Annotated in this window: 26 protein-coding genes; 22 read left to right on the forward strand and 4 right to left on the reverse strand. The window is 66.2% G+C overall.

Features of this window, described 5'->3' with window-relative positions; translation table 11 throughout:
• Positions 1-11: 11 nt before the first annotated feature.
• The 14 genes from rplR (at position 12) to dsbD (ending at position 9,223) form a co-directional block, all read left to right on the forward strand.
• Positions 12-368: a 50S ribosomal protein L18 gene (gene rplR / locus AC3WRR_RS29330; protein ID WP_010812382.1), complete on the forward strand. Its 357-nt coding sequence runs from the start codon at positions 12-14 to the stop codon at positions 366-368.
• 21 nt (positions 369-389) lie between these two features.
• Positions 390-908 carry a 30S ribosomal protein S5 gene (gene rpsE / locus AC3WRR_RS29335; protein WP_006160449.1) on the forward strand — a complete coding sequence of 173 codons (519 nt, stop codon included), beginning with the start codon at positions 390-392 and terminating at the stop codon, positions 906-908.
• A 10-nt stretch (positions 909-918) separates the two neighbouring features.
• Positions 919-1,101, forward strand: a complete 183-nt coding sequence (rpmD, locus tag AC3WRR_RS29340; protein WP_010812381.1) for a 50S ribosomal protein L30 — start codon at positions 919-921, stop codon at positions 1,099-1,101.
• A gap of 22 nt (positions 1,102-1,123) precedes the next feature.
• Complete coding sequence (rplO, locus tag AC3WRR_RS29345; RefSeq protein WP_010812380.1) at positions 1,124-1,558, forward strand: 50S ribosomal protein L15; 435 nt, start codon at positions 1,124-1,126, stop codon at positions 1,556-1,558.
• Positions 1,559-1,601: 43 nt separating this feature from the next.
• Positions 1,602-2,945, forward strand: coding sequence for a preprotein translocase subunit SecY (gene secY / locus AC3WRR_RS29350; protein ID WP_010812379.1), 1,344 nt, complete (start codon positions 1,602-1,604; stop codon positions 2,943-2,945).
• Between the two features lie 23 nt (positions 2,946-2,968).
• The gene (gene infA / locus AC3WRR_RS29355; protein ID WP_010812378.1) at positions 2,969-3,187 is read left to right on the forward strand and encodes a translation initiation factor IF-1; all 219 of its coding nucleotides are present in this window, start codon (positions 2,969-2,971) and stop codon (positions 3,185-3,187) included.
• Between the two features lie 30 nt (positions 3,188-3,217).
• The gene (gene rpmJ / locus AC3WRR_RS29360) at positions 3,218-3,334 is read left to right on the forward strand and encodes a 50S ribosomal protein L36 (protein ID WP_008642959.1); all 117 of its coding nucleotides are present in this window, start codon (positions 3,218-3,220) and stop codon (positions 3,332-3,334) included.
• A gap of 19 nt (positions 3,335-3,353) precedes the next feature.
• Positions 3,354-3,719, forward strand: coding sequence for a 30S ribosomal protein S13 (rpsM, locus tag AC3WRR_RS29365; protein WP_010812377.1), 366 nt, complete (start codon positions 3,354-3,356; stop codon positions 3,717-3,719).
• A gap of 24 nt (positions 3,720-3,743) precedes the next feature.
• Positions 3,744-4,142, forward strand: a complete 399-nt coding sequence (gene rpsK / locus AC3WRR_RS29370; RefSeq protein WP_010812376.1) for a 30S ribosomal protein S11 — start codon at positions 3,744-3,746, stop codon at positions 4,140-4,142.
• 303 nt (positions 4,143-4,445) lie between these two features.
• Positions 4,446-5,069: a 30S ribosomal protein S4 gene (gene rpsD / locus AC3WRR_RS29375; protein ID WP_010812375.1), complete on the forward strand. Its 624-nt coding sequence runs from the start codon at positions 4,446-4,448 to the stop codon at positions 5,067-5,069.
• A gap of 167 nt (positions 5,070-5,236) precedes the next feature.
• On the forward strand, positions 5,237-6,217 hold the full coding sequence (locus AC3WRR_RS29380) for a DNA-directed RNA polymerase subunit alpha (RefSeq protein WP_010812374.1): 981 nt from the start codon (positions 5,237-5,239) through the stop codon (positions 6,215-6,217).
• Positions 6,218-6,353: 136 nt separating this feature from the next.
• Positions 6,354-6,749, forward strand: a complete 396-nt coding sequence (gene rplQ / locus AC3WRR_RS29385; RefSeq protein ID WP_010812373.1) for a 50S ribosomal protein L17 — start codon at positions 6,354-6,356, stop codon at positions 6,747-6,749.
• A gap of 120 nt (positions 6,750-6,869) precedes the next feature.
• Positions 6,870-7,253: a divalent-cation tolerance protein CutA gene (gene cutA / locus AC3WRR_RS29390; protein ID WP_010812372.1), complete on the forward strand. Its 384-nt coding sequence runs from the start codon at positions 6,870-6,872 to the stop codon at positions 7,251-7,253.
• A 71-nt stretch (positions 7,254-7,324) separates the two neighbouring features.
• Entirely contained in the window at positions 7,325-9,223 is a 1,899-nt protein-coding gene (gene dsbD, locus AC3WRR_RS29395) for a protein-disulfide reductase DsbD (protein WP_492298795.1), read from the forward strand.
• A 24-nt stretch (positions 9,224-9,247) separates the two neighbouring features.
• Here dsbD and AC3WRR_RS29400 read toward each other — a convergent pair whose 3' ends face one another.
• The 3 genes from AC3WRR_RS29400 to yihA form a co-directional block, all read right to left on the reverse strand.
• On the reverse strand, positions 9,248-10,462 hold the full coding sequence (locus AC3WRR_RS29400; protein WP_492298797.1) for a magnesium transporter CorA family protein: 1,215 nt from the start codon (positions 10,460-10,462) through the stop codon (positions 9,248-9,250).
• A 22-nt stretch (positions 10,463-10,484) separates the two neighbouring features.
• Entirely contained in the window at positions 10,485-11,477 is a 993-nt protein-coding gene (hemB, locus tag AC3WRR_RS29405) for a porphobilinogen synthase (RefSeq protein WP_010812369.1), read from the reverse strand.
• Between the two features lie 264 nt (positions 11,478-11,741).
• On the reverse strand, positions 11,742-12,443 hold the full coding sequence (yihA, locus tag AC3WRR_RS29410) for a ribosome biogenesis GTP-binding protein YihA/YsxC (protein ID WP_010812368.1): 702 nt from the start codon (positions 12,441-12,443) through the stop codon (positions 11,742-11,744).
• Between the two features lie 475 nt (positions 12,444-12,918).
• Between yihA and AC3WRR_RS29415 the strand changes: the two genes are divergently transcribed.
• The 8 genes from AC3WRR_RS29415 to msrQ all read left to right on the forward strand — a co-directional run bounded on the left by AC3WRR_RS29415 (position 12,919) and on the right by msrQ (position 21,052).
• Positions 12,919-13,578 carry a c-type cytochrome gene (locus tag AC3WRR_RS29415; protein ID WP_439668333.1) on the forward strand — a complete coding sequence of 220 codons (660 nt, stop codon included), beginning with the start codon at positions 12,919-12,921 and terminating at the stop codon, positions 13,576-13,578.
• Positions 13,579-13,764: 186 nt separating this feature from the next.
• Complete coding sequence (locus tag AC3WRR_RS29420) at positions 13,765-15,951, forward strand: cytochrome c biogenesis protein ResB (RefSeq protein WP_439668332.1); 2,187 nt, start codon at positions 13,765-13,767, stop codon at positions 15,949-15,951.
• Between the two features lie 49 nt (positions 15,952-16,000).
• Positions 16,001-17,167, forward strand: a complete 1,167-nt coding sequence (ccsB, locus tag AC3WRR_RS29425) for a c-type cytochrome biogenesis protein CcsB (protein WP_136227831.1) — start codon at positions 16,001-16,003, stop codon at positions 17,165-17,167.
• A gap of 159 nt (positions 17,168-17,326) precedes the next feature.
• On the forward strand, positions 17,327-17,767 hold the full coding sequence (locus tag AC3WRR_RS29430) for a COG4315 family predicted lipoprotein (protein WP_011616154.1): 441 nt from the start codon (positions 17,327-17,329) through the stop codon (positions 17,765-17,767).
• Positions 17,768-17,794: 27 nt separating this feature from the next.
• Positions 17,795-18,337 carry an RNA polymerase sigma factor gene (locus AC3WRR_RS29435; protein WP_010812363.1) on the forward strand — a complete coding sequence of 181 codons (543 nt, stop codon included), beginning with the start codon at positions 17,795-17,797 and terminating at the stop codon, positions 18,335-18,337.
• Positions 18,334-19,173, forward strand: a complete 840-nt coding sequence (locus AC3WRR_RS29440; RefSeq protein ID WP_011616153.1) for an anti-sigma factor family protein — start codon at positions 18,334-18,336, stop codon at positions 19,171-19,173. Before AC3WRR_RS29435 ends, AC3WRR_RS29440 begins: the two co-directional genes overlap by 4 nt.
• Before the next feature lie 179 nt (positions 19,174-19,352).
• Complete coding sequence (gene msrP, locus AC3WRR_RS29445) at positions 19,353-20,354, forward strand: protein-methionine-sulfoxide reductase catalytic subunit MsrP (protein WP_010812361.1); 1,002 nt, start codon at positions 19,353-19,355, stop codon at positions 20,352-20,354.
• Positions 20,354-21,052 carry a protein-methionine-sulfoxide reductase heme-binding subunit MsrQ gene (msrQ, locus tag AC3WRR_RS29450; RefSeq protein ID WP_010812360.1) on the forward strand — a complete coding sequence of 233 codons (699 nt, stop codon included), beginning with the start codon at positions 20,354-20,356 and terminating at the stop codon, positions 21,050-21,052. Before msrP ends, msrQ begins: the two co-directional genes overlap by 1 nt.
• Before the next feature lie 19 nt (positions 21,053-21,071).
• Here the strand turns inward: msrQ and lysA are convergent, their stop codons facing one another.
• On the reverse strand, positions 21,072-22,331 hold the full coding sequence (lysA, locus tag AC3WRR_RS29455) for a diaminopimelate decarboxylase (RefSeq protein WP_492298801.1): 1,260 nt from the start codon (positions 22,329-22,331) through the stop codon (positions 21,072-21,074).
• Positions 22,332-22,378 lie beyond the last annotated feature (47 nt).

Here is a 22,378-nt window from a genome sequence, read left to right on the forward strand (position 1 = left end):
GGGGTGCAATGATGAACAAGAAAGACGCTCGTTTGCGCCGTGCACGTCAGACCCGCGCCAAGATCGCGGAGATGAAAGTCAATCGTCTGACCGTGTTCCGTACGAATTCGCATATTTACGCCCAGGTTTTCTCGGAGTGCGGCACCAAGGTGCTGGCTTCCGCGTCGACCGCCGAGGTGGAAGTGCGCAAGGAACTGGATGGCAAGGGCGCTACCGCCGCTGCCGCCACCGTGGTTGGCAAGCGCATCGCCGAGAAGGCGAAGGCTGCCGGCGTGGAAACTGTCGCGTTCGATCGCGCCGGCTTCCGTTTCCATGGCCGCGTCAAGGCCCTGGCAGACGCCGCCCGCGAAGCCGGCCTGAAGTTCTAAGCGCATAGAGAGAGATACGTCATGGCAAAGATGCAAGCAAAAGTCCAACAGGACGAACGCGACGACGGCCTCCGCGAGAAGATGATCTCGGTCAACCGCGTCACCAAGGTGGTGAAGGGTGGCCGGATTCTCGGTTTCGCTGCGCTGACCGTGGTTGGTGACGGCGATGGCCGCATCGGCATGGGCAAGGGCAAGGCTAAGGAAGTGCCGGTTGCTGTTCAGAAGGCAATGGACGAAGCCCGTCGCAAGATGGTCAAGGTCTCGCTGAAGAACGGCACGCTGCAACACGAAGTCGTTGGCAAGCACGGCGCCGCCAAGGTGCTGATGATGCCCGCCAAGGAAGGTACCGGCGTGATCGCCGGCGGCCCGATGCGCGCGATCTTCGAAGTGATGGGCGTCACCAACGTGGTGACCAAGTCGCACGGCTCCACCAACCCGTACAACATGGTTCGCGCCACGCTGGACGGCCTTCAGAAGATGAGCACGCCGGGCGAAATCGCCGCAAAGCGTGGCAAGTCGGTCGAAGACATCCTGGGTTAAGGTGAACGCAATGTCGCAGAAAACCGTAAAAGTGCAACTCGTGCGCAGCCTGATCGGCACGCGCGAGGATCATCGCGCCACTGTTCGTGGCCTGGGCCTGCGCCGCATCAACTCGGTGTCGGAGCTGCAGGACACGCCCGCTGTGCGCGGCATGATCAACAAGGTCTCGTACCTGGTCAAGGTTCTGGCCTGATACCGGGAACTCGGAGAGCAAGATGCAACTGAACAACCTGAAACCGGCCGCCGGTTCGAAGCACGCCAAGCGTCGCGTCGGTCGCGGTATCGGCTCCGGCCTGGGCAAGACTGCCGGTCGCGGTCACAAGGGTCAGAAGTCGCGTTCGGGCGGCTTCCACAAGGTGGGCTTCGAAGGCGGTCAAATGCCGCTGTATCGTCGCCTGCCCAAGCGCGGCTTCACCTCGCTGACCAAGGCGTTCAACGCCGAAGTCACGCTGCGTGACATCGAGCGCCTGGAAGCGGCCGAAGTCGACCTGCTGGTCCTGAAGCAAGCTGGCCTGGTGGGCGAGCTGGTCAAGAGCGCCAAGGTCATCAAGGCTGGCGAACTGACCCGCAAGGTGACGATCAAGGGTCTGGGCGCCACCGCTGGCGCCAAGGCCGCGATCGAAGCTGCCGGCGGCCAGATCGCAGCCTGACAGGCATTTATCGCAGCATAGGCAGTTATAGTCGGAGCATCGTTTGGCCACGGCGAAACCCAATGCAAGCGCGCAAGCCAGGAACACGGCGAAGTACGGCGACCTCAAGCGCCGGCTGATGTTCCTGGTGCTGGCCCTGATCGTGTACCGCATCGGCGCTCATATTCCGGTGCCCGGTATCGATCCGGAGCAGCTTGCGAAGCTTTTCCAGAGTCAGTCGGGTGGCATCCTCGGGATGTTCAACCTGTTCTCGGGCGGGGCGCTGTCGCGCTTTACCGTCTTCGCGCTCGGCATCATGCCGTACATCTCGGCGTCGATCATCATGCAGTTGCTGACGATCGTGCTGCCGCAGCTGGAGGCGCTGAAGAAGGAAGGGCAGGCAGGGCAACGCAAGATCACGCAGTACACGCGCTACGGCACCGTGGTCCTGGCCACGTTCCAGGCGCTGTCGATTGCGGTGGCGCTGGAGTCGCAGCCTGGGCTGGTGCTGGATCCGGGCCTGATGTTCCGGGCCACGGCAGTGATTACGCTGGTGACCGGCACGATGTTCCTGATGTGGCTGGGTGAGCAGATCACCGAGCGTGGTCTGGGCAACGGCATCTCGATCATCATCTTCGGCGGTATCGCGGCGGGCCTGCCCAACGCGATCGGCGGACTGTTCGAACTGGTCCGCACGGGTTCCATGAGCATCATCGCAGCGATTTTCATCGTGGCGATCGTGATCGGTGTGACCTTCGCCGTGGTGTTCGTCGAGCGAGGCCAGCGCAAGATCCTGGTGAACTATGCCAAGCGTCAGGTCGGCAACAAGGTGTACGGCGGCCAGTCGTCGCACCTGCCGCTGAAGCTGAACATGGCAGGGGTGATTCCGCCGATCTTCGCATCGTCGATCATCCTGTTCCCGGCGACGATCGCGGGCTGGTTCACGTCCGATGCGACGGGCTCGGTTGGCGGGTTCATCAAGGACCTGGCTGCCACGCTGTCGCCGGGCCAGCCGGTCTACATCCTGCTGTACGCTGCTGCGATTGTATTTTTCTGCTTCTTCTACACGGCCCTGGTGTACAACAGCCGTGAAGTGGCAGACAACCTGAAGAAAAGCGGTGCCTTCATTCCGGGCATTCGTCCGGGCGAGCAGACGACGCGCTATATCGACAAGATTCTGGTGCGCCTGACGCTGGCTGGTGCGGTCTATATCACACTGGTCTGCCTGTTGCCGGAATTCCTGGTGCTGCGGTGGAACGTTCCGTTCTACTTTGGCGGAACCTCGCTGCTGATCATCGTGGTCGTCACGATGGACTTCATGGCTCAGGTTCAGTCTTACGTGATGTCGCAGCAATATGAGTCGCTGCTGAAGAAGGCGAATTTCAAGGGCAATCTGACCTTGCGCTGACTTCGGATCGGTACAGGCTAGGTATGGCAAAAGACGACGTCATCCAGATGCAGGGGGAGGTCCTGGAAAACCTTCCCAATGCGACGTTCCGGGTCAAGTTGGAAAATGGCCATGTAGTACTGGGCCATATCTCCGGCAAGATGCGAATGAACTACATCCGGATTCTTCCGGGTGACAAGGTGACGGTCGAGCTGACCCCATATGATCTGTCGCGCGCACGAATCGTCTTCCGGACGAAGTGAGCGAACAGGAATTGAAGGAAGAGGAAAATTATGAAAGTGCTGGCTTCTGTTAAGCGCATTTGCCGCAACTGCAAAATCATCAAGCGCAACGGTGTCGTGCGCGTGATCTGCTCGTCGGATCCCCGCCACAAGCAACGCCAAGGCTAATCGGAAAGAGGATTGACGAATGGCACGTATCGCAGGGGTTAACATCCCGAACCACAAGCACACCGAAATCGGCCTGACGGCCATTTATGGTGTCGGCCGCTCGCGCGCTCGCAAGATTTGCGAGGCCACCGGTGTACCGTTTGACAAGAAGGTCAAGGATCTGACCGACGCCGACCTGGAAAAGCTTCGTGACGAAGTGGGCAAGGTCACGGTCGAGGGTGACCTGCGTCGTGAAACCACGATGAACATCAAGCGTCTGATGGACCTTGGTTGCTATCGTGGCATGCGTCACCGCAAGGGCCTGCCCATGCGCGGTCAGCGTACCCGGACCAATGCCCGCACCCGCAAGGGTCCGCGCAAGGCCGGCGTGGCTCTGAAGAAGTAAAGCCGAAGGCAGAGGAAGAAACTAATGGCAAAAGGTCCGAATAACGCCGCTCGCGCGCGTAAAAAGGTCAAGAAGAACGTTGCCGACGGCATTGCGCACGTCCACGCCTCGTTCAACAACACCATCATCACGATCACCGACCGCCAGGGCAACGCCCTGTCGTGGGCGACCGCCGGTGGCCAGGGCTTCAAGGGTTCGCGCAAGTCGACCCCGTTCGCTGCCCAGGTTGCTGCCGAGAACGCCGGTCGCGTGGCGCAAGACCAGGGCATCAAGAACCTGGAAGTGCGCATCAAGGGCCCCGGCCCGGGTCGTGAATCGGCTGTCCGCGCGCTGAACGCGCTGGGCATCAAGATCGCGATCATCGAAGACGTCACGCCGATTCCGCACAACGGCTGCCGTCCGCCGAAGCGCCGCCGCATCTGAGCGTTGGTGTGTCCGGGCCCGGTGGGTTTACCTGCCGGTTTCGGATATGGTAGTATCGCGCGTTGACCTGCTGCATTTTAATGCGGCAGGTTTTCGTTTTGCGTCGAGGGAATGTCTCTTGCGGCACATTCCCATGCCGGCGCACTGTAAATGCTTGTAGCGTCGTACCCGGCAACGGGGCGCGCTTAATAAGCCCACCGTCCGTCACGGTCTCCCCGGGTGCAGAATTGCACTGCGGAAGTACTGCGTTGACGGACTCGCGGCGCGTCTTGAAGGCGTCGCGATCGATCAAAGGAAGACAACGTGGCACGTTATACCGGCCCGAAGGCCAAACTTTCCCGCCGTGAAGGCACCGACCTGTTCCTGAAGAGCGCCCGTCGCTCGCTCGCCGACAAGTGCAAGCTGGACAGCAAGCCGGGCCAGCACGGCCGCACCTCGGGTGCACGCACCTCCGACTACGGCAACCAGCTGCGTGAAAAGCAGAAGGTCAAGCGCATCTATGGTGTGCTCGAGCGCCAGTTCCGCCGCTACTTCGCCGAAGCCGACCGCCGCAAGGGCAACACCGGCGAAAACCTGCTGCAACTGCTGGAATCGCGCCTGGACAACGTTGTGTACCGCATGGGCTTTGGTTCGACCCGCGCTGAAGCGCGCCAGCTGGTGTCGCACAAGGCGATCCTGGTGAACGGTCAGACCCTGAACGTGCCGTCGGCCCAGATCAAGTCTGGCGACGTCGTCACCATCCGCGAACAGTCGAAGAAGCAAGTCCGTATCGCTGAAGCGCTGTCGCTGGCCGAGCAGTCGGGCTTCCCGACCTGGGTGGCGGTGGATTCGAAGAAGTTCGAAGGTACCTTCAAGCAAGTGCCGGATCGCGCCGATATCTCGGGCGACATCAACGAAAGCCTGATCGTCGAACTGTACTCGCGTTAATCACGCGAGCGGAACGGCCCAGAGCTTGCGTTCGCCGCAAAGCTTCCCTTCCAGCCCGACGCGCTGTACGCGCGGTCGGGCTTCGCCCATCTCGCGATGGGATTTTCAGGTTCCAAACGTCAGCCTTATCGGTGTAACGAGCCGAGGGTATTGAAAAGGACAACCTAATGCAAACAGCACTCCTCAAGCCAAAAATCATCGCCGTCGAGCCTCTGGGCGACCATCACGCCAAAGTCGTGATGGAGCCGTTCGAGCGCGGCTACGGCCATACGCTCGGTAACGCCCTGCGTCGCGTGCTGCTGTCGTCGATGGTCGGTTATGCACCGACCGAAGTCACGATCGCTGGGGTGGTCCACGAGTATTCCACCATCGACGGCGTGCAGGAAGACGTCGTCAACCTGCTGCTCAATCTGAAGGGCGTGGTGTTCAAGCTGCACAACCGCGACGAAGTCACGGTGTCGCTGCGCAAGGATGGCGAAGGCGTGGTCACGGCTGCCGATATCGAGCTGCCGCACGACGTCGAGATCATCAACCCGAACCACGTGATCGCCCATCTGTCCGCCGGCGGCAAGCTGGACATGCAGATCAAGGTCGAGCAAGGCCGCGGCTATGTGCCGGGCAACGTGCGCAAGTTCGGCGACGAGTCGGGCAAGGTCATCGGCCGCATCGTGCTGGACGCTTCGTTCTCGCCGGTGCGCCGCGTCTCGTACGCGGTTGAATCCGCTCGCGTGGAACAGCGTACCGACCTGGACAAGCTGGTGATGAACATCGAAACCGACGGCGTGATCTCGCCCGAGGAAGCGATCCGCCAGTCGGCCCGCATCCTGGTCGACCAGCTGTCCGTGTTCGCCGCGCTGGAAGGCACCGAGTCGGCAGCCGAGGCTGCATCGAGCCGCACGCCGCAGATCGATCCGATCCTGCTGCGCCCGGTCGACGACCTGGAGCTGACGGTGCGTTCGGCCAACTGCCTGAAGGCCGAGAACATCTACTACATCGGCGACCTGATCCAGCGTACCGAGAACGAACTGCTCAAGACCCCGAACCTGGGTCGCAAGTCGCTCAACGAGATCAAGGAAGTCCTCGCATCGCGTGGCCTGACCCTCGGCATGAAGCTCGAGAACTGGCCGCCCGCAGGTCTGGAGAAGTAATTGTGGCGCGGGGCATTGGTCCCGCACCGCGGTAACCGCCCTGGCTTCGTGCCAGGGCTCGTATGACTACCGGCCCGCGTCCAGCCGCATCGGACGATAGAAGAGCTGGTCAAACACTTAACTGAAAGGAATCATCATGCGTCACCGTCATGGTCTGCGGAAACTGAACCGCACCTCGTCGCACCGTCTCGCGATGCTGCGCAACATGTCCAACTCGCTGTTCCAGCACGAGCTGATCAAGACCACCGTGCCCAAGGCCAAGGAACTGCGCAAGGTTGTCGAGCCGCTGATCACGCTGGCCAAGAAGGACACCGTTGCCAACCGCCGCCTGGCTTTCGCCCGTCTGCGCGACCGCGACATGGTCACCAAGCTGTTCACCGAACTGGGCCCGCGCTACGCCACCCGTCCGGGCGGCTACACCCGCATCCTGAAGTTCGGTTTCCGTCAGGGCGACAATGCGCCGATGGCGCTGGTCGAACTGGTGGATCGTCCGGAAATCACCGAAGCCCCGGCTGAAGAAGCCGCGGAATAAGGTAGTTTCCCGCCCGCCGCTGCGGCGACGGGTACGGGCACACCGCTTACAATCGAGCCAGGCATCTGCCTGGCTCTTTTGTTTTTGGGCCGCCGCCGTGCCTGCCGCAAGGAGATGTCGATGCAAAGCCATGCCAGCCAGCCGGATGCCGGCGCCCCGGGCGATCCGGCCGAGGTGATCGTCGTGATCACCAATACTCCAGATGCCGAGACCGCGGCGCACCTGTCGCAGGTAGTGCTGGAGGCGCGCGCCGCCGCCTGCGTGAACCGCCTGGCGCCGGTCGAGTCCGAGTACTGGTGGCAGGGCAAGCTGGAGCGCGCGCAGGAGTGGCCGCTGCTGATCAAGACCACGCGTGCACGTTACGCTGCGCTGGAGGCCGTGATCCGGCAACATCACCCCTACGACGTGCCGGAACTCATAGCGTGGCCGGTGACGGCCGGTTACGCGCCGTACCTGGCCTGGGTCAGCAGCGAGACCGAGACCGCCTCAGGGCCGGCAAAGTAGGGGCAACCGCGCCCGCAGCGCAGCAGCAGGTACGCCGCCCCCCCAGTTCAAGACAGACAGGAAACAGCGAGATGACAATCGGTTTGGCACTTCCGGAGCGCGCGCGCGGGCAGGTCTGGGCGCGGCATATTGCCGCAGCGCTGCTGGCGGCATTGGCCTGGGTGTGCCTGGCGGGCGGCGCGCATGCCGCCACCGAAGACGACTTCCTGCCGCCGGAGCAGGCCTTCCGCTTCGCCGCGAGCCAGCTTGACGACAAGACTGTCGAGGTGCGCTTCGAGGTTGCCCCCGGCTACTACATGTACCGCGAGCGCTTCGCCTTTGCCGCGCAACCCGCCGACGTGAAGCTGGGAATGCCGGCGTATCCGCCGGGCAAGGTCAAGTTCGACGAGACCTTCGGCAAGGAGATGGAGACCTACCGCGACAGCGTGGTCATCCGCGTGCCGGTGGAGGCGGCGCCGGCCGACGGCAAGTGGTCGCTGACGGTCACCTCGCAGGGCTGCGCCGACAAGGGCCTGTGCTATCCGCCGATGGAGAGCGTGTACAAGGTCGGCGGCAGCGGGCTGGCCGACCTGTTCGGCAAGCGCGGGCGCTCGGATGCGCCGGCGGCCGTGCCTGCCCCTGCGCCAGCCGCCCCCGCGGTGCTGCGCGCCGACGACAGCGACCGCATCGCCGGCGCGCTGGCGAGCCGCAACCTGGCCCTGATCGCCGCGCTGTTCTTCGGCCTGGGCCTGCTGCTGACGTTCACTCCATGCGTGCTGCCGATGGTGCCGATCCTGTCCTCGATCGTGGTGGGCGAGCACGTCACGCGCGGCCGTGCGCTGGTGGTGTCGCTGGCCTACGTGCTGGGCATGGCGGTGGTGTACACCGCGGTCGGCGTGGCTGCCGGGCTGCTGGGCGAGGGCCTGTCGGCCGCGCTGCAGACACCGTGGGTGCTGGGCCTGTTCGCAGCGCTGATGGTGGCCCTGGCGCTGTCGATGTTCGGGCTGTACGAGCTGCAACTGCCGCAGCGCTGGCAGACCCGCCTGACCGAATCGTCGAACCGCCGCCAGGGCGGCCAGGTGGCGGGTGCGGCGGCAATGGGCGCGATCTCGGCGCTGATCGTCGGGCCCTGCGTCACCGCGCCGCTGGCCGGGGCGCTGGCCTATATCGCGCAATCCCGCGACGCCGTGATCGGCGGTGCGGCGCTGTTCGCCATGGCGCTCGGCATGGGCGTGCCGCTGGTGCTGGTGGGCGTGGGCGCGGGCAACCTGCTGCCGCGGGCCGGGCGCTGGATGGAGGTCACCAAGCGCTTCTTCGGCTTCCTGCTGCTGGGTGTGGCGCTGTGGATGCTGGGGCCGGTGCTGCCGGCCTGGGCCTCGATGCTGGCGCTGGCGGCGCTGCTGCTGGTGGCGGCGGTGTTCCTGGGCGCCTTTGACGGCCTGGGCCCGGATCCGCGCAACCTGGCGCGGGTGGGCAAGGGCGTGGGCGTGCTGTTTGCGATCGCAGCGGCGATCGTGCTGATTGGCGTGGCCTCGGGCGGGCGCGATCCGCTGCAGCCGCTGTCGCACCTGAGCGTGGCACGCGGTGGCGCGGAAGCCGCTGCCGGCGCACAGACGGTGCGCTTCGAGCGCGTGCGCAGCGTGGCCGAGCTCGATGCCCGCGTGGCGCAGGCCGCCGCCGCAGGCAAGCCGGTGCTGCTGGATTTCTACGCCGACTGGTGCGTCAGCTGCAAGGAAATGGAGCGCATGACCTTCGTCGATCCGCGCGTGCGCGCGCGGCTGTCCGAGATCGTGCTGCTGCAGGCGGACGTGACCGCCAACAATGCCGACGACAAGGCGCTGCTCAAGCGCTTCGGCCTGTTCGGGCCGCCCGGCATCATCCTGTTCGGGCCTGACGGGCGCGAGCGCCCGGTGCGCGTGATCGGCTACCAGTCGGCCAACCGCTTCCTGGAAAGCCTGGAGCGGGCCTTCGGCACGCGTACCAGCACCTGACGCGTACCTAGTGCTGCGCGGTGGCTACCGTTCCAGCCGCCGCCCCAGCGCCCACAGCGCGGCCAGCCCCAGCGCCACGGCGCCCATCAGGCCGATCGACCACCAGAACCCGTGCGGCTCGCGCAGCCAGGGCATGCGGTCGAAGTTCATGCCGAAGACACCGGTGATCAGCGTCAGCGGCATGAACAGCGCCGTGATCAGCGTCAGCGCGCGCATGGTGCGGTTGGTCCGGTGCGCCACCGCGGAGAAGTGGATCTGCACCGCCGACTCGATCGAATCCTCCAGCCGGCGCGCGTGCGCCAGCACGCGCTGGATATGCTCCATCACGTCGTTGATGCGCACCAGCAGCACCTCGTCACGCCCCGGCGCATTGGCCGGGCCGCCGGGCTGGTCGCTGCTGAAGCGGTTGTCGAGCAGGCTGTCGCGGAATTCCTGCAGCGCGTCGCGTTGCTCTTCGCTCAGGTGCTCCAGCTTGCGCAGCTGGATGCGGGCATCCAGCAGTCCCTCCCAGCTTGAGAAGCTGCGGCGCGAATTGAGCAGCGCGCGCTGCCAGCGGTCGAGCTGGCGCGTCAGCGGCGCGCGCAGTTCCAGGTAACGGTCGACCATCGCATTGAGCAGGCGCAGCATCAGGTCCTCGGGCCGGCTGGGCGGGCGCACGCCGTGCAGCAGCGGCTGGCCATTGCCACGCACGGGCGTGGCCTGCGGGCGTGGTGCCTGGCATAGCTCGATCAGACGCTGGCGCACCTGGTCAACGGTGCGCGATTGCCCCGAGCGCACCGTGACCAGCATCGTGTCGAACACGAAAAACGTGACCGGCTGGGTGTCGATCTTGGCCAGTGCCGGGAGGAAGCCGGGCGGATAGCGCTTCTGGCGGGCGGCGGACTCGGCAGCGGACGGCTTCGCCGTGCCGGCCACAGGGTCCTGCGGCTCGGCCTCGGCGATGGCGCGGCTGGTCTCGAAGGTGAGCTTGCGGAAGATCACCATGTCGTACGCATTGGTCGTGTCGAAATACGACGGATGCGCGGCATTGGTGGCGTCGGCCAGGTGCAGGTCCAGGATCGGCGCGCCGGCAAGCTGGCGCATGCTCTCGCGCCAGGCATCCGGCGCGGCGGTGACTTCTTCGGTGGAGAAATCCGCCCAGACGAACAGCGACGCGGCATTGCTGCCGAGGAAGTTGCCCGCCTCGGTGAGCGAGGCGAGCGGGTGTACCTGGCTGGCCGAGAAGCCTAGCAGTTCCATAGGCGCTCTGTCGGTTAGCCGCTCAGGCCGTCAGCAGCCGCGCGGCGTCGCGCGCGAAATAGGTCAGGATGCCGTCGGCGCCGGCGCGGCGGAAGGCCAGCAGCGATTCCATCATCACCTTGTCGTGGTCCAGCCAGCCGTTCTGCGCGGCGGCCTTGAGCATCGCGTATTCGCCGCTGACCTGGTAGACGTAGGTGGGGAAGCGGAACTCGTCCTTCACGCGGCGCACGATGTCCAGGTACGGCATGCCGGGCTTGACCATCACCATGTCGGCGCCTTCCAGGATGTCCTGTGCCACCTCGCGCAGGGCCTCGTCGGTATTGGCCGGATCCATCTGGTAGGTCATCTTGTTGCCCTTGCCCAGGTTGGCGGCCGAGCCCACCGCGTCGCGGAAGGGGCCGTAGAACGCCGACGCATACTTGGCCGAGTACGCCATGATGCGCGTATGGATATGGCCGTTGTCTTCCAGCGCGGTGCGCACCGCGCCGATGCGGCCATCCATCATGTCGGACGGGGCCACGATGTCGACACCGGCTTCGGCCTGTGCCAATGCCTGGCGCACCAGGATCTCGACGGTCACATCGTTGATGACGTAGCCGTTGTCGTCCAGCACGCCGTCCTGGCCGTGGCTGGTGTACGGGTCGAGCGCCACGTCGCAGAGCACGCCGAGCTCGGGGAAGCGGTCCTTGAGCGCGCGCACGGCACGTGGCACCAGGCCCTCGGGGTTGGTGGCCTCGATGCCGTCCGGCGTCTTCAGCGACGGGTCGATCACCGGGAACAGCGCGATCACCGGGATGCCCAGCTTGACGCAGTCTTCGGCCACCGGCATCAGCAGGTCGACCGACACGCGCTCGACGCCCGGCATCGACGCCACCGCCTGGCGCTGGTTCTGGCCGTCAAGGATGAAGACGGGGTAGATCAGGTTGTCCGGCGACAGGCGATGCTCGCGCATCATGCGGCGGGAGAAATCATCGCGGCGCATGCGGCGCGGGCGGTATTCGGGGAAGGTGGACATGGCGGGCTTCTTGACTGTAGGGCTGGACAGGAAAGCGGGCCGGCAAGCACGGCGCGCGCGGCAAAGCGCGGTCCAAAGCCGCTGGCCGAAGAAAAACTAAACTTTTGAGCGTGCCCGCTATCATACTCGCGGACACTTTGCGTTGCGCCCTGCGTGGCGCGGTGTCCCCCGCTACTCCTCCCTGAGCGGGTACCCGCCCCAGCGGCGGGAAAGTTTGTCCCCGTTGCTTGCAGCGGGGCTTTTTTTTGCGTGCTGACCTGGTGATTACTCTGCGGGATCGGCAGCAGGCGGCTCGCTCTTCTCCGCTGCGGACCGGGCTTCGGCCTTCTGCGCTTCCGGCAGGTTGAGCCAGCCGGCGATCACGCCCTGCGCCTCTTCGATGCCGCGGCGCTTCAGGCTGGAGAAGAGCTGTGCCGTCATCGGCACCGGTGTTTCCATCTGCTCGGCGTAGCCCTGCAGCATCTTGCGGGTCTCGCGCAGCGCCTTGGCGTTGTCGCTGTTGGTCAGCTTGTCGGCCTTGGTCAGCAGCACGTGGATGGGGCGCCCCGTCGGCAGGAACCACTCCACCATCTGGCAATCGAGATCCGTGAACGGACGGCGCGCGTCCATCATCAGGATCAGGCCGGACAGTTGCTGGCGCGTCTGCACATAGTCGCTCAGCAGCCCCTGCCAGTGGTACTTGGCCGAGCCCGAGACCTCGGCATAGCCGTAGCCGGGCAGGTCGACCAGGAAGGCGAGCGGGTCGGGCGCCTTGACCGGCGCCACCGAGAAATAGTTGATGTGCTGCGTGCGCCCGGGGGTGCGCGACGAGAACGCCAGCCGCTTCTGGTTGCACAGGATGTTGATGGCCGTGGACTTGCCGGCGTTGGAGCGGCCGGCGAACGCCACCTCCGGCACGGCCGTGGCGGGCAGGTCGCGCAGGTGGTTCACGGTGATGAAGAAGCGGGCCTGGTGAAGAAGGGACATGCGCTAGAGCGGTGGGGCGGGCCGCGGAGGCTGTGCGCATTGCGCATGCCGGGGCCGGGGTCTCGCCAGGGTGGGATGGCTGGCGGCCTGGGCCGCCCGCCGGGGTTGATCTGGCGCAGCCCGAAAGGGGCATGACAAGGCGCAAGGCATCAATCCGGCACATAACTTATTGTACAATACGCCGGTTTACGGTCTCCTGAACGGGTGACGCGTGGCATCCATGGCCGCGTGCCTCGGCTGCCGTCGTCCGGGCGGGAAGCCTAGTGTGTCGTTCCATCGTGGGCAGGGCCTTTGCCCCGCATTGCGCGTTGCACCGGAGGGTGCGGCGGCTGCGGGAGCGGGCTGGCGGGGTCTGCCGCCAGCCGCGCGCGGGTCGCCACGATACCAGCCTTTGCACCGGCGCGTCCTCACCGCCGGCAAAGCGCCGGGGCGGCACGCATCACGGTATCCAAAACAATTCAGAGAAGGTGTGCGAATGAACCGCATTGCGAAGATTCTGGGTGTCCTGGCTTTGGCCGTTCCTGCCGCCGCCCTTTCCGGAATGGCATGTGCCGCAGAGCAGGCCGCCGCAAAGGCTGACCCGGCCAAGGGTGAAACGCTGTACACGCAAGGTGCCCCCGACCGCAATGTGCCCGCCTGCCTGAGCTGCCACGGCGCCGCCGGCAACAGTGCCGCCGCCGCCAACCCGAAGCTGGCCGCCCAGCATCCCGAGTACGTCCACAAGCAGCTGGCCGACTTCAAGTCCAAGGCACGCAACAACGCGATCATGGTGCCGATGGCGTCGGTGCTGACCGACGAGGAAATGCGCAACGTCGGCGCCTACCTGGCCAAGCAGTCGCTCAAGCCGGCCACCGCCAAGAACAAGGACACCATCGAAGCCGGCCAGAAGATCTACCGCGGCGGCATCGCAGCCAAGGGCGTGCCCGCCTGCGCCGCCTGCCACGGTCCTACTGCGGCCGGCATCCCCGCCCAGTACCCGCGCATCGGCGGCCAGTGGGCGGACTATACCGAGGCACAACTGGTGGCATTCCGCCAGGGCACCCGCAAGAACAACCCGGTCATGACGACCATCGCCGCCAAGATGTCGGATGCCGAGATCAAGGCGGTGGCGGATTACGTCGCCGGCGTTCGATAACGATTCCGCGACTCCGCTGGCGCCCGCCAGGCGCCGGCGCGTTGGTTTGGCGGTCCCCCGTTCCGGCGGGGGGCCGCGGCATGCAACCGAACGCGCCTGTCACAATCGAAAAGGGTGGCCTGCTTGCCAAAGCATGTCCGCCCTTTTTTCATTTCCAGCCGCACGTTGTTTTAGGTTTCCCTGCACATGTCGACCGCTTCCACTTCAGGGCTGCACCTGAAGACCTCTCACCGCGTGCTGCGCGACGCGGTCGAATTGTTGTCCTCGATGCGCTTCGCGATCGCGCTGCTGACGGTGATCTCCATCGCCAGCGTGATCGGCACCGTGCTCAAGCAGAACGAGCCGTATCCCAACTACGTCAACCAGTTCGGGCCGTTCTGGGCCGATGTGTTCCACACGCTGTCGCTGCAGAAGGTCTACGGTTCCTGGTGGTTCCTGCTGATCCTGGCCTTCCTGGTGGTGTCGACCAGCCTTTGCCTGATCCGCAATGCGCCCAGGATGGTGGCGGACATGCGCTCGTGGAAGGACCATGTGCGCGAGCGCAGCCTGCGCGCCTTCCATCACCGCGGCGAATTCGACGGCGCGCGCCCGCGCACCGAGGCGGTGAGCCGCCTGTCGGCCCTGCTGCGCAACCGCGGCTACCGCCTCAAGGCGGTCGAGCATGACGGCGCCACCCTGCTGGCGGCCAAGGCCGGCGCGGCCAACAAGGCCGGCTATATCCTGGCGCACACCGCCATCGTGGTGATCTGTATTGGCGGCCTGCTGGACGGCGACCTGCTGATCCGCGCGCAGATGTGGCTGGGCGGCAAGACCCCGATCAGCGGCAACGCGGTCATCAGCGAGATCCCGCCGCAGCACCGGCTGTCGGCGAGCAACCCGGGCTTTCGCGGCAACGCCTACGTGCCCGAGGGCTCGACCGTCTCCACCGCTATCCTGAACATCTCGGACGGCGCGCTGGTGCAGGACCTGCCTTTCGCGATCACGCTCAAGAAGTTCAAGGTCGATTTCTACGAGACCGGCATGCCCAAGCTGTTTGCCTCGGACGTGATCGTGACCGACCGCGCCACCGGCAAGCAGACCGAGGCCACCATCAAGGTGAACGAGCCGCTGATCGTCGACGGCATCGCCATCTACCAGTCCAGCTTCGAGGACGGCGGCTCGCGCCTGAAGTTCGTCGGCTACCCGATGCAGGGCAGCGGCCACGCCACCTTCACCATCGATGGCGCGGTGGGCGGCAACAAGCCGCTGGCGGGCACCGGCACCAACGCCGACAGCGATGGCCTGACGGTCGAGTTCAGCGACTTCCGGCTGATGAATATCGAGAACGTCACCGATGCCTCGGGCAAGCCCGACGCGCGTGGCGTGGCGCGCAAATCGTTCAACGAGACCCTGGAAAAGCACCTGGGCGCCGCCGCCAGCACCGACCGCGCCAAGACGCTGCGCAATGTCGGCCCGTCGGTGCAGTACAAGCTGCGCGACCGCACCGGCCAGGCGCGCGAGTTCAACAACTACATGGTGCCGGTGCAGATGGACGGCCAGTCGGTGTTCCTGGCCGGCATGCGTGAATCGCCCAGCGAACCATTCCGCTATCTGCGCATCCCCGCCGACGACCAGGGCAGCGTGGCCGACTGGATGCGCCTGCGCGCCGCGCTGCAGGACCGCGCGCTGCGCGGCGAAGCCGCGCGTCGCTTTGCGCTGGCGTCGATGCCGGGCGATGACAAGGCCGACCTGCGCCGCCAGCTGGCCGAAAGCTCGCTGCGTGCGCTCGACCTGTTCGCCGGCGCCACGCGGCCCACGCCGGATTCGCCCCCGGGCGGTTTCACCGCGATCGCCGCCTTTCTCGAGAAATCCGTGCCCCCGGCCGAGCAGCAGAAGGCCGCCGACGTGCTCCTGAAGATCCTGAACGGTTCGATGTGGGAGCTGTGGCAGCTGGCGCGCGCCCAGGACAAGCTGCCGGTGGTGGCCAACAGCGCCCAGAGCGGCACCTTCCTGCAGCAGGCCATCAACGCGCTGTCGGACAGTTTCTTCTACGGCGCGCCGGTGTTCCTGCAGCTCGACGACTTCAAGGAGATCAAGGCCAGCGTGTTCCAGCTGACCCGTGCGCCGGGCAAGAACATCGTGTATCTTGGCTGTCTGCTGCTGGTGCTGGGCGTGTTCGCGATGTTCTATATCCGCGAGCGCCGGGTCTGGATCTGGGTGAAAGACAAGCCCGCCGAGGGCGACACCGAGCCTGGCAGCCATGTGCTGATGGCGATGTCGACCCAGCGCCGCACGATGGATTTCGAAAAGGAATTCACGGCGCTGCGTGACGATATCGGCCGCGCCGCAGGGGGCCGCAGCGAGGCGCCCGAGCCCGCCGGCACCCCCCACTGAATTGAGCAGGTACGCTATGTCCTCAAATGTGAACCAGGCCGGTCCCGCCATGCGCGGCACCACGCGCGCCGACACCGGCGCTGACGAGGCCTATCTCGAACCTTCCTTCCTGCGCCGCCTGACCTGGGTGGACTGGCTCTTTGCGCTGGCGCTGGCGGTTGGCGCCGGCGTGGCGCTGTCGCAATACGGGCAGTGGATGGATGGCTACGACAAGGCCGTGCTGATCGGCGCCGTGCCTACCTTCGCGCTGCTCGGCTGGCACTGGAAGGCGGTGCGCCCGCTGATGCTGGCGCTCACCGCGCTGTCGCTGTTCGCGATCCAGCTCTACCAGGGGCAGCTGGCGCGCGCGGACCAGGCCTTCTTCCTGAAGTACTTCCTGTCGAGCCAGTCGGCCATCCTGTGGATGAGCGCGCTGGTGTTCCTGTCCACGCTGTTCTACTGGCTCGGGCTGGCGGCGCGCTCGAACACGGGCTACAGCATCGGCAGCAAGCTGTGCTGGGGCGCGGTGGTGCTGGGCTTCACCGGCCTGCTGGTGCGCTGGTACGAGTCCTACCTGATCGGCACGGACATCGGCCACATCCCCATTTCCAACCTCTATGAAGTGTTCGTGCTGTTCACGCTGATCACTTCGCTGTTCTACCTCTACTACGAAGGCCGCTACGCCACGCGCGCGCTGGGTCCGTTCGTGATGCTGGTGGTGTCGGCCGCGGTGGGCTTCCTGCTGTGGTACACGGTCAGCCGCAATGCGCAGGAGATCCAGCCGCTGGTGCCGGCGCTGCAAAGCTGGTGGATGAAGATCCACGTGCCGGCCAACTTTATCGGCTACGGCACCTTTGCGCTGGCGGCGATGGTCTCGGTGGCCTACCTGCTCAAGCAGCGCGGCATCCTGGCCGAACGCCTGCCATCGCTGGAACTGCTCGATGATGTGATGTACAAGGCCATTGCAGTCGGCTTTGCCTTCTTCACCATCGCCACCATCCTGGGCGCGCTGTGGGCGGCCGAGGCCTGGGGCGGCTACTGGAGCTGGGACCCGAAGGAAACCTGGGCGCTGATCGTCTGGCTGAACTACGCGGCGTGGCTGCACATGCGGCTGATGAAGGGCCTGCGCGGCACGGTGGCGGCCTGGTGGGCGCTGGTCGGCCTGCTGGTGACGACCTTTGCGTTCCTGGGCGTCAACATGTTCCTGTCGGGCCTGCACAGCTACGGCGAACTGTGACGCGGCGCCATGCTGCAATGCAAGAACCTGCCTCCGGGCAGGTTTTTTTTCGTCTTTTTTCAATTTTTCTGGATGCCCATGGAATAAAGGCGTCACATCCGGTGTTTACTTGAGGAGCGGTGCCGGCTGGCGGCACCGGTTTGCATGGAGAACAAGATCATGGCACGTGTGCGTCTTACCACTGCAGCATCCCTCGTTCGTCCCGCCGCGCTCGCGCTCGGCTGTGCGGCTGTCCTGCTCGCCGGTTGTTCCGGCATGGGCCTGGGCGGTGGCGGCGGCGCCGGCAACTTGCCGCCCACGGTGAAGGTGACCAGTGGCGTGCTGACCGATCCGCAGGGCCTGACGCTGTACACCTTCGACCGCGACACCGCCGGCAGCGGCAAGAGCGCCTGCAATGGCCCGTGCGCCACCAACTGGCCGCCGCTGATGGCCGCGCCTGGCAGCAATGCGTCGGGCCAGTACACCATCATCACGCGCGATGACGGCGGCAAGCAGTGGGCGTACCGCGGCATGCCGCTGTACCGCTTTGCCAAGGACGCCAAGCCGGGCGACCGCACCGGCGACAACCTCAACAACGTCTGGCACGTGGCCAAGCCCTGACGCTTCGGCAGCCACCGCAGCCACAGCATGGAAGGGTTTGACGGCCAGCTCGTCGCGCTGGCGCCGCGGCTGCGGCGCCATGCGCGCGGCCTCACCGGCGACGCGGCGCTGGCCGACGACCTGGTGCAGGACACGCTCGAGCGCGCGCTGCGCTACCGCTGGCGCTTCCGCCTGCGCCCCGGCGCCTGGTGGGGCGACGGCGCCGATGGCCTGCTGCCGTGGCTGCTGACCCTGATGCACCGCCTGCGCCTGAATACCGTGCGCAGGAAGGAACTGGTGGTCACCACCGAGACGCTGCCCGAGGTCAGCGCCCCCGCTGACGACCCCGGCCTGCGCCGTGACCTGGTGCAGGCGCTGGCGCAACTGCCGGAGGCGCAGCGCGCGGTGCTGCTGCTGGTCAGCCTGGAACAACTGACGTACGCCGAGGCCGCGCGCGTGCTCGATATTCCGCAGGGCACGGTGATGTCGCGCCTGGCGCGGTCGCGCGAGCAGATGCGGCGGCTGCTCGACGGCAAGGCGCCCGCTGCCGTGCCGGCAGCTTCCGGCAAGCCCCTGCAGCGGGTGAAATGATGTCCGCCATCCACGAAGCCGATCTACATGCCTACGCCGATGGCCAGCTTTCCGGCGCGCGGCGCGCCGCCGTGGAGGCGTACCTGGCGCAGCACCCGGAGGCGGCGGCACAGGTCGCAGTCTGGCGCAGGCAGGCCGATGCCCTGCACGGGGCGCTGGATCCCGTACTGAACGAACCCGTACCGCTCGCGGCCTTGCCGCCGGGGCTGCACGGAGATCGCAAGCGCAATGCCGCGCGAACCAGGCCGCGCTGGGCGATGGCGCTGGCGGCCACCTGCGCGTCGGTGGCGCTGCTGGCGGTGGGCGGCGCTCTCGGCTGGCGGGCGCATGACCGCCTTGGCGGCAGCACGCTGGTGCTGGCGCCCGGCGAGCGCTTTGCGCGCGAGGCGCTGGCGACGCACGCGGTCTACGCTCCGGAAATGCGCCACCCGGTTGAAGTCGCGGCGACGGAAGAGGCCCATCTGATCGCATGGCTGTCCAAGCGCCTGGGCACGGCGCTGCAGGTGCCGGACCTGCGCGCGCAGGGCTTCCACCTGATTGGCGGCCGCCTGGGCGTGGCCGAAGGCGGCCCGTCGGCCATCCTGATGTATGAAGCGGACGACGGTACGCGCCTGTCGCTGCAGTTGCGGCGCATGGCACAGGGCACGCCCGATACGGGCTTCCGCGTCGAGCGCATGCCAGGCGCAGGCTCCAGGCGGCCAGCCGCCGGCCGCGACCCGATGATGGCCTTCTACTGGATCGACCGCGACCTGGGCTTTGCGCTGGCGGGCCCGCTGGAGCGGGCGCGGCTGCTCACGGTGGCTCAGATGGTGTACCAGCAATACCAGGGCGGATAGCCGCGCGCGAGGTGCAGGCGGCACATTGCGTGCGCCTGGCGCCTCATGACCCGCGGCATTCCGACGCAGGCACAAAAAACTGTCAGGACTGGCCAGCACTCTCCGACCAAGGCCAGAGTCCAATCCTGCAAGCGTGTGGGCGCGACCGGCGCCGGCACGGCCAGGCAACGAGGAAAACCATGCTGATTCCTTCCCCCAAATGGCTGCGCGGCGGCGATATCGCCGCCGGCGAGGTCACGCCCCGTCACGTCTTCGAAGCGCGCCGCCGCATGCTGGCGCTGGCCGCGGCCGGCGCAGCCGGCAGCACGCTGGCGCCGTGGTTTGCGCGCCAGGCCCTGGCGCAGGGGCAGCACGGCCAGAAGCTGGCCGCCACGCCCAACAACGCCTATGTCATCACCGACAAGCGCACGCCCTTCGAGGACGTCACCACCTACAACAACTTCTACGAATTCGGCACCGACAAGTCCGACCCGGCGCGCAACGCCGGCACGCTGCGCCCGCGCCCATGGCAGGTGTCGGTGGAGGGGCTGGTGAAGAAGCCCAAGGTCTATGACCTGGACGAGCTGATGAAGCTGGCGGCAATGGAAGAGCGCGTCTACCGCCTGCGCTGCGTGGAGGGTTGGTCGATGGTGATCCCGTGGGTCGGCTACCCGCTGGCCGAGCTGATCCGGCGCGTCGAGCCGCAGCCTGGTGCCAGGTATATCCAGTTCATCACGCTGGCCGACAAGAAGCAGATGCCCGGCGTCAGCAGCGGCGTGCTCGACTGGCCGTACAGCGAGGGCCTGCGCATGGACGAGGCCATGCACCCGCTGGCGCTGCTGACCTTCGGCCTGTACGGCGAGGTCCTGCCCAACCAGAACGGCGCGCCGGTGCGCATGGTGGTGCCGTGGAAGTACGGCTTCAAGAGCGCCAAGTCGATCGTGAAGATCCGCTTTGTCGACAAGCAGCCGCCCACCAGCTGGAACCTGGCCGCGCCGCAGGAATACGGCTTCTATTCGAACGTGAATCCGGACGTGGACCATCCGCGCTGGAGCCAGGCCACCGAGCGCCGCATCGGCGAGGAGCGCGGCAGCGGCTTTGGCGCGTTGTTCGCACCCAAGCGCAAGACCCTGCCGTTCAATGGCTACGGCCAGCAGGTGGCGTCGCTGTACCAGGGCATGGACCTGAAGAAGTTCTTCTGATGCAAGGCGAGCGCATGGCTACCTCTTCCACCAGCGCCGCCGCCGTGGCGGCGCGCAAGCCGGCCGGCCTGGCCACGCTGTCGCCGCAGCGCGTGCGCGCGCTCAAGCTTGCGGTCTGGCTGCTGGCGCTGCTGCCGTTCGTACGGCTGCTGTACCTCGGTGCCACGGAGCAGTTCGGCGCCAATCCGCTTGAATTCGTGACGCGCTCCACCGGCACCTGGACGCTGGTGATGCTGTGCCTGACGCTGACCATCACCCCGATGCGCCGCCTCACTGGCTGGAACTGGCTGATCAAGCTGCGGCGCATGCTGGGCCTGTTCGCGTTCTTCTACGGCCTGCAGCACTTCCTGCTGTGGATCGGGGTGGACCGCGGCTTTGACCTCGCCTACATGATCAAGGACGTGTACAAGCGGCCCTTCATCACGGTGGGTTTCACCGCCTTCATGCTGATGATCCCGCTGGCGCTGACTTCCACCAATGGCATGGTGCGCTGGCTGGGCGGCAAGCGCTGGCAGGCGCTGCACAAGCTGGTCTATGCGATCGCGGTGCTGGCCATCCTGCACTACTGGTGGCACAAGGCGGGCAAGAACGACTTTGGCGAAGTGTCGATCTACGCGGCGGTGGTGTTCGTGTTGCTGGGGATGCGGCTGTGGTGGCGGCTGCGCAAGCCCGCGGGGGCGCGCCAGCCCGCCGCGTAGGCGGGCCGGGCTTGGGGTATTAGTCCTGCAGCAGGCGCTCGTCGCGGAACAGGTCCTCGACCAGTTCGCGCTCGCGCACCAGGTGCACGCTGGCGCCATCGACCATCACTTCGGCGGCGCGCGGACGGGTGTTGTAGTTGGAGCTCATGGTGAAGCCGTAGGCGCCGGCCGACATCACTGCCAGCAGGTCGCCCGGCTGCACCGCGAGCGCGCGGTCGCGGCCGAGCCAGTCACCGGATTCGCACACCGGGCCGACGATGTCGTAGGTCGCCGCTTGCGCGTCGCGCAGCACCACCGGCTCGATGCGGTGGTAGGCCTCGTACATGGCCGGGCGTGCCAGGTCGTTCATGGCGGCATCGACGATGCAGAAGTTCTTGGCCGCGCCGGGCTTGAGGAACTCCACCTGCGTCAGCAGCACGCCGGCGTTGCCCACCAGCGAGCGGCCCGGCTCGAACAGCACCTCGCGGTGGCTGTGGCCGCGCGCGGCCACGCGTTCCAGCAGCGTGGTGGCAAAGCCGGTGATGTCCGGCGGGGTTTCGTCGGTGTAGGTGATGCCCAGGCCGCCGCCCACGTCGATATGCTCCAGGCGGATGCCGTCGCGCTCGAGCGCCTCGACTACGTCCAGCACCTTGTCCAGTGCTTCCAGATAGGGCTCGACCTCGGTGATCTGCGATCCGATATGGCAGTCGATGCCAGTCACTTCCAGATGCGGCAGCGCGGCCGCGGCGCGGTAGGTCGGCAGCACGTCCTCGAAGGCGATGCCGAACTTGTTGCCCTTCAGGCCGGTGGAGATATACGGGTGCGTCTTGGCATCCACGTCCGGGTTGATGCGCAGCGACACGCGCGCACGCTTGCCCACGCGGCCGGCCACTTCGTTGAGGCGGTCCAGCTCGGGGATCGACTCGACATTGAAGCAACGCACGTCATGTGCCAGCGCCAGTTCCATTTCCGCCGCGCTCTTGCCCACGCCCGAGAACACTACCTTGCGCGGGTCGCCGCCGGCGGCCAGCACGCGCTTGAGTTCGCCGCCCGAGACGATGTCGAAGCCGGCGCCGAGCTTGGCAAACACCTGCAGCACCGCCAGGTTGGAGTTTGCCTTCATGGCGTACTGGACCTGCGCCTTGCGGCCCTGGCAGGCGGCGGCGTAGGCCTGGTAGGCAGCGGTCAGCGCCGCGCGCGAGTACACATAGGTGGGCGTGCCGAATTCAGCGGCGATGCGCGCCAGCGGCACCTGCTCGACGGCAAGCGCGCCGTCCTGGCGATGGAAAAATGCGGTCATGGTTATCGGGTGGTGGGGGCGGCAGGAGACGAGGCCGGCTGCGCGGC

This window comes from Cupriavidus sp. FW305-3-2-15-C-LB2, from assembly GCF_058787575.1.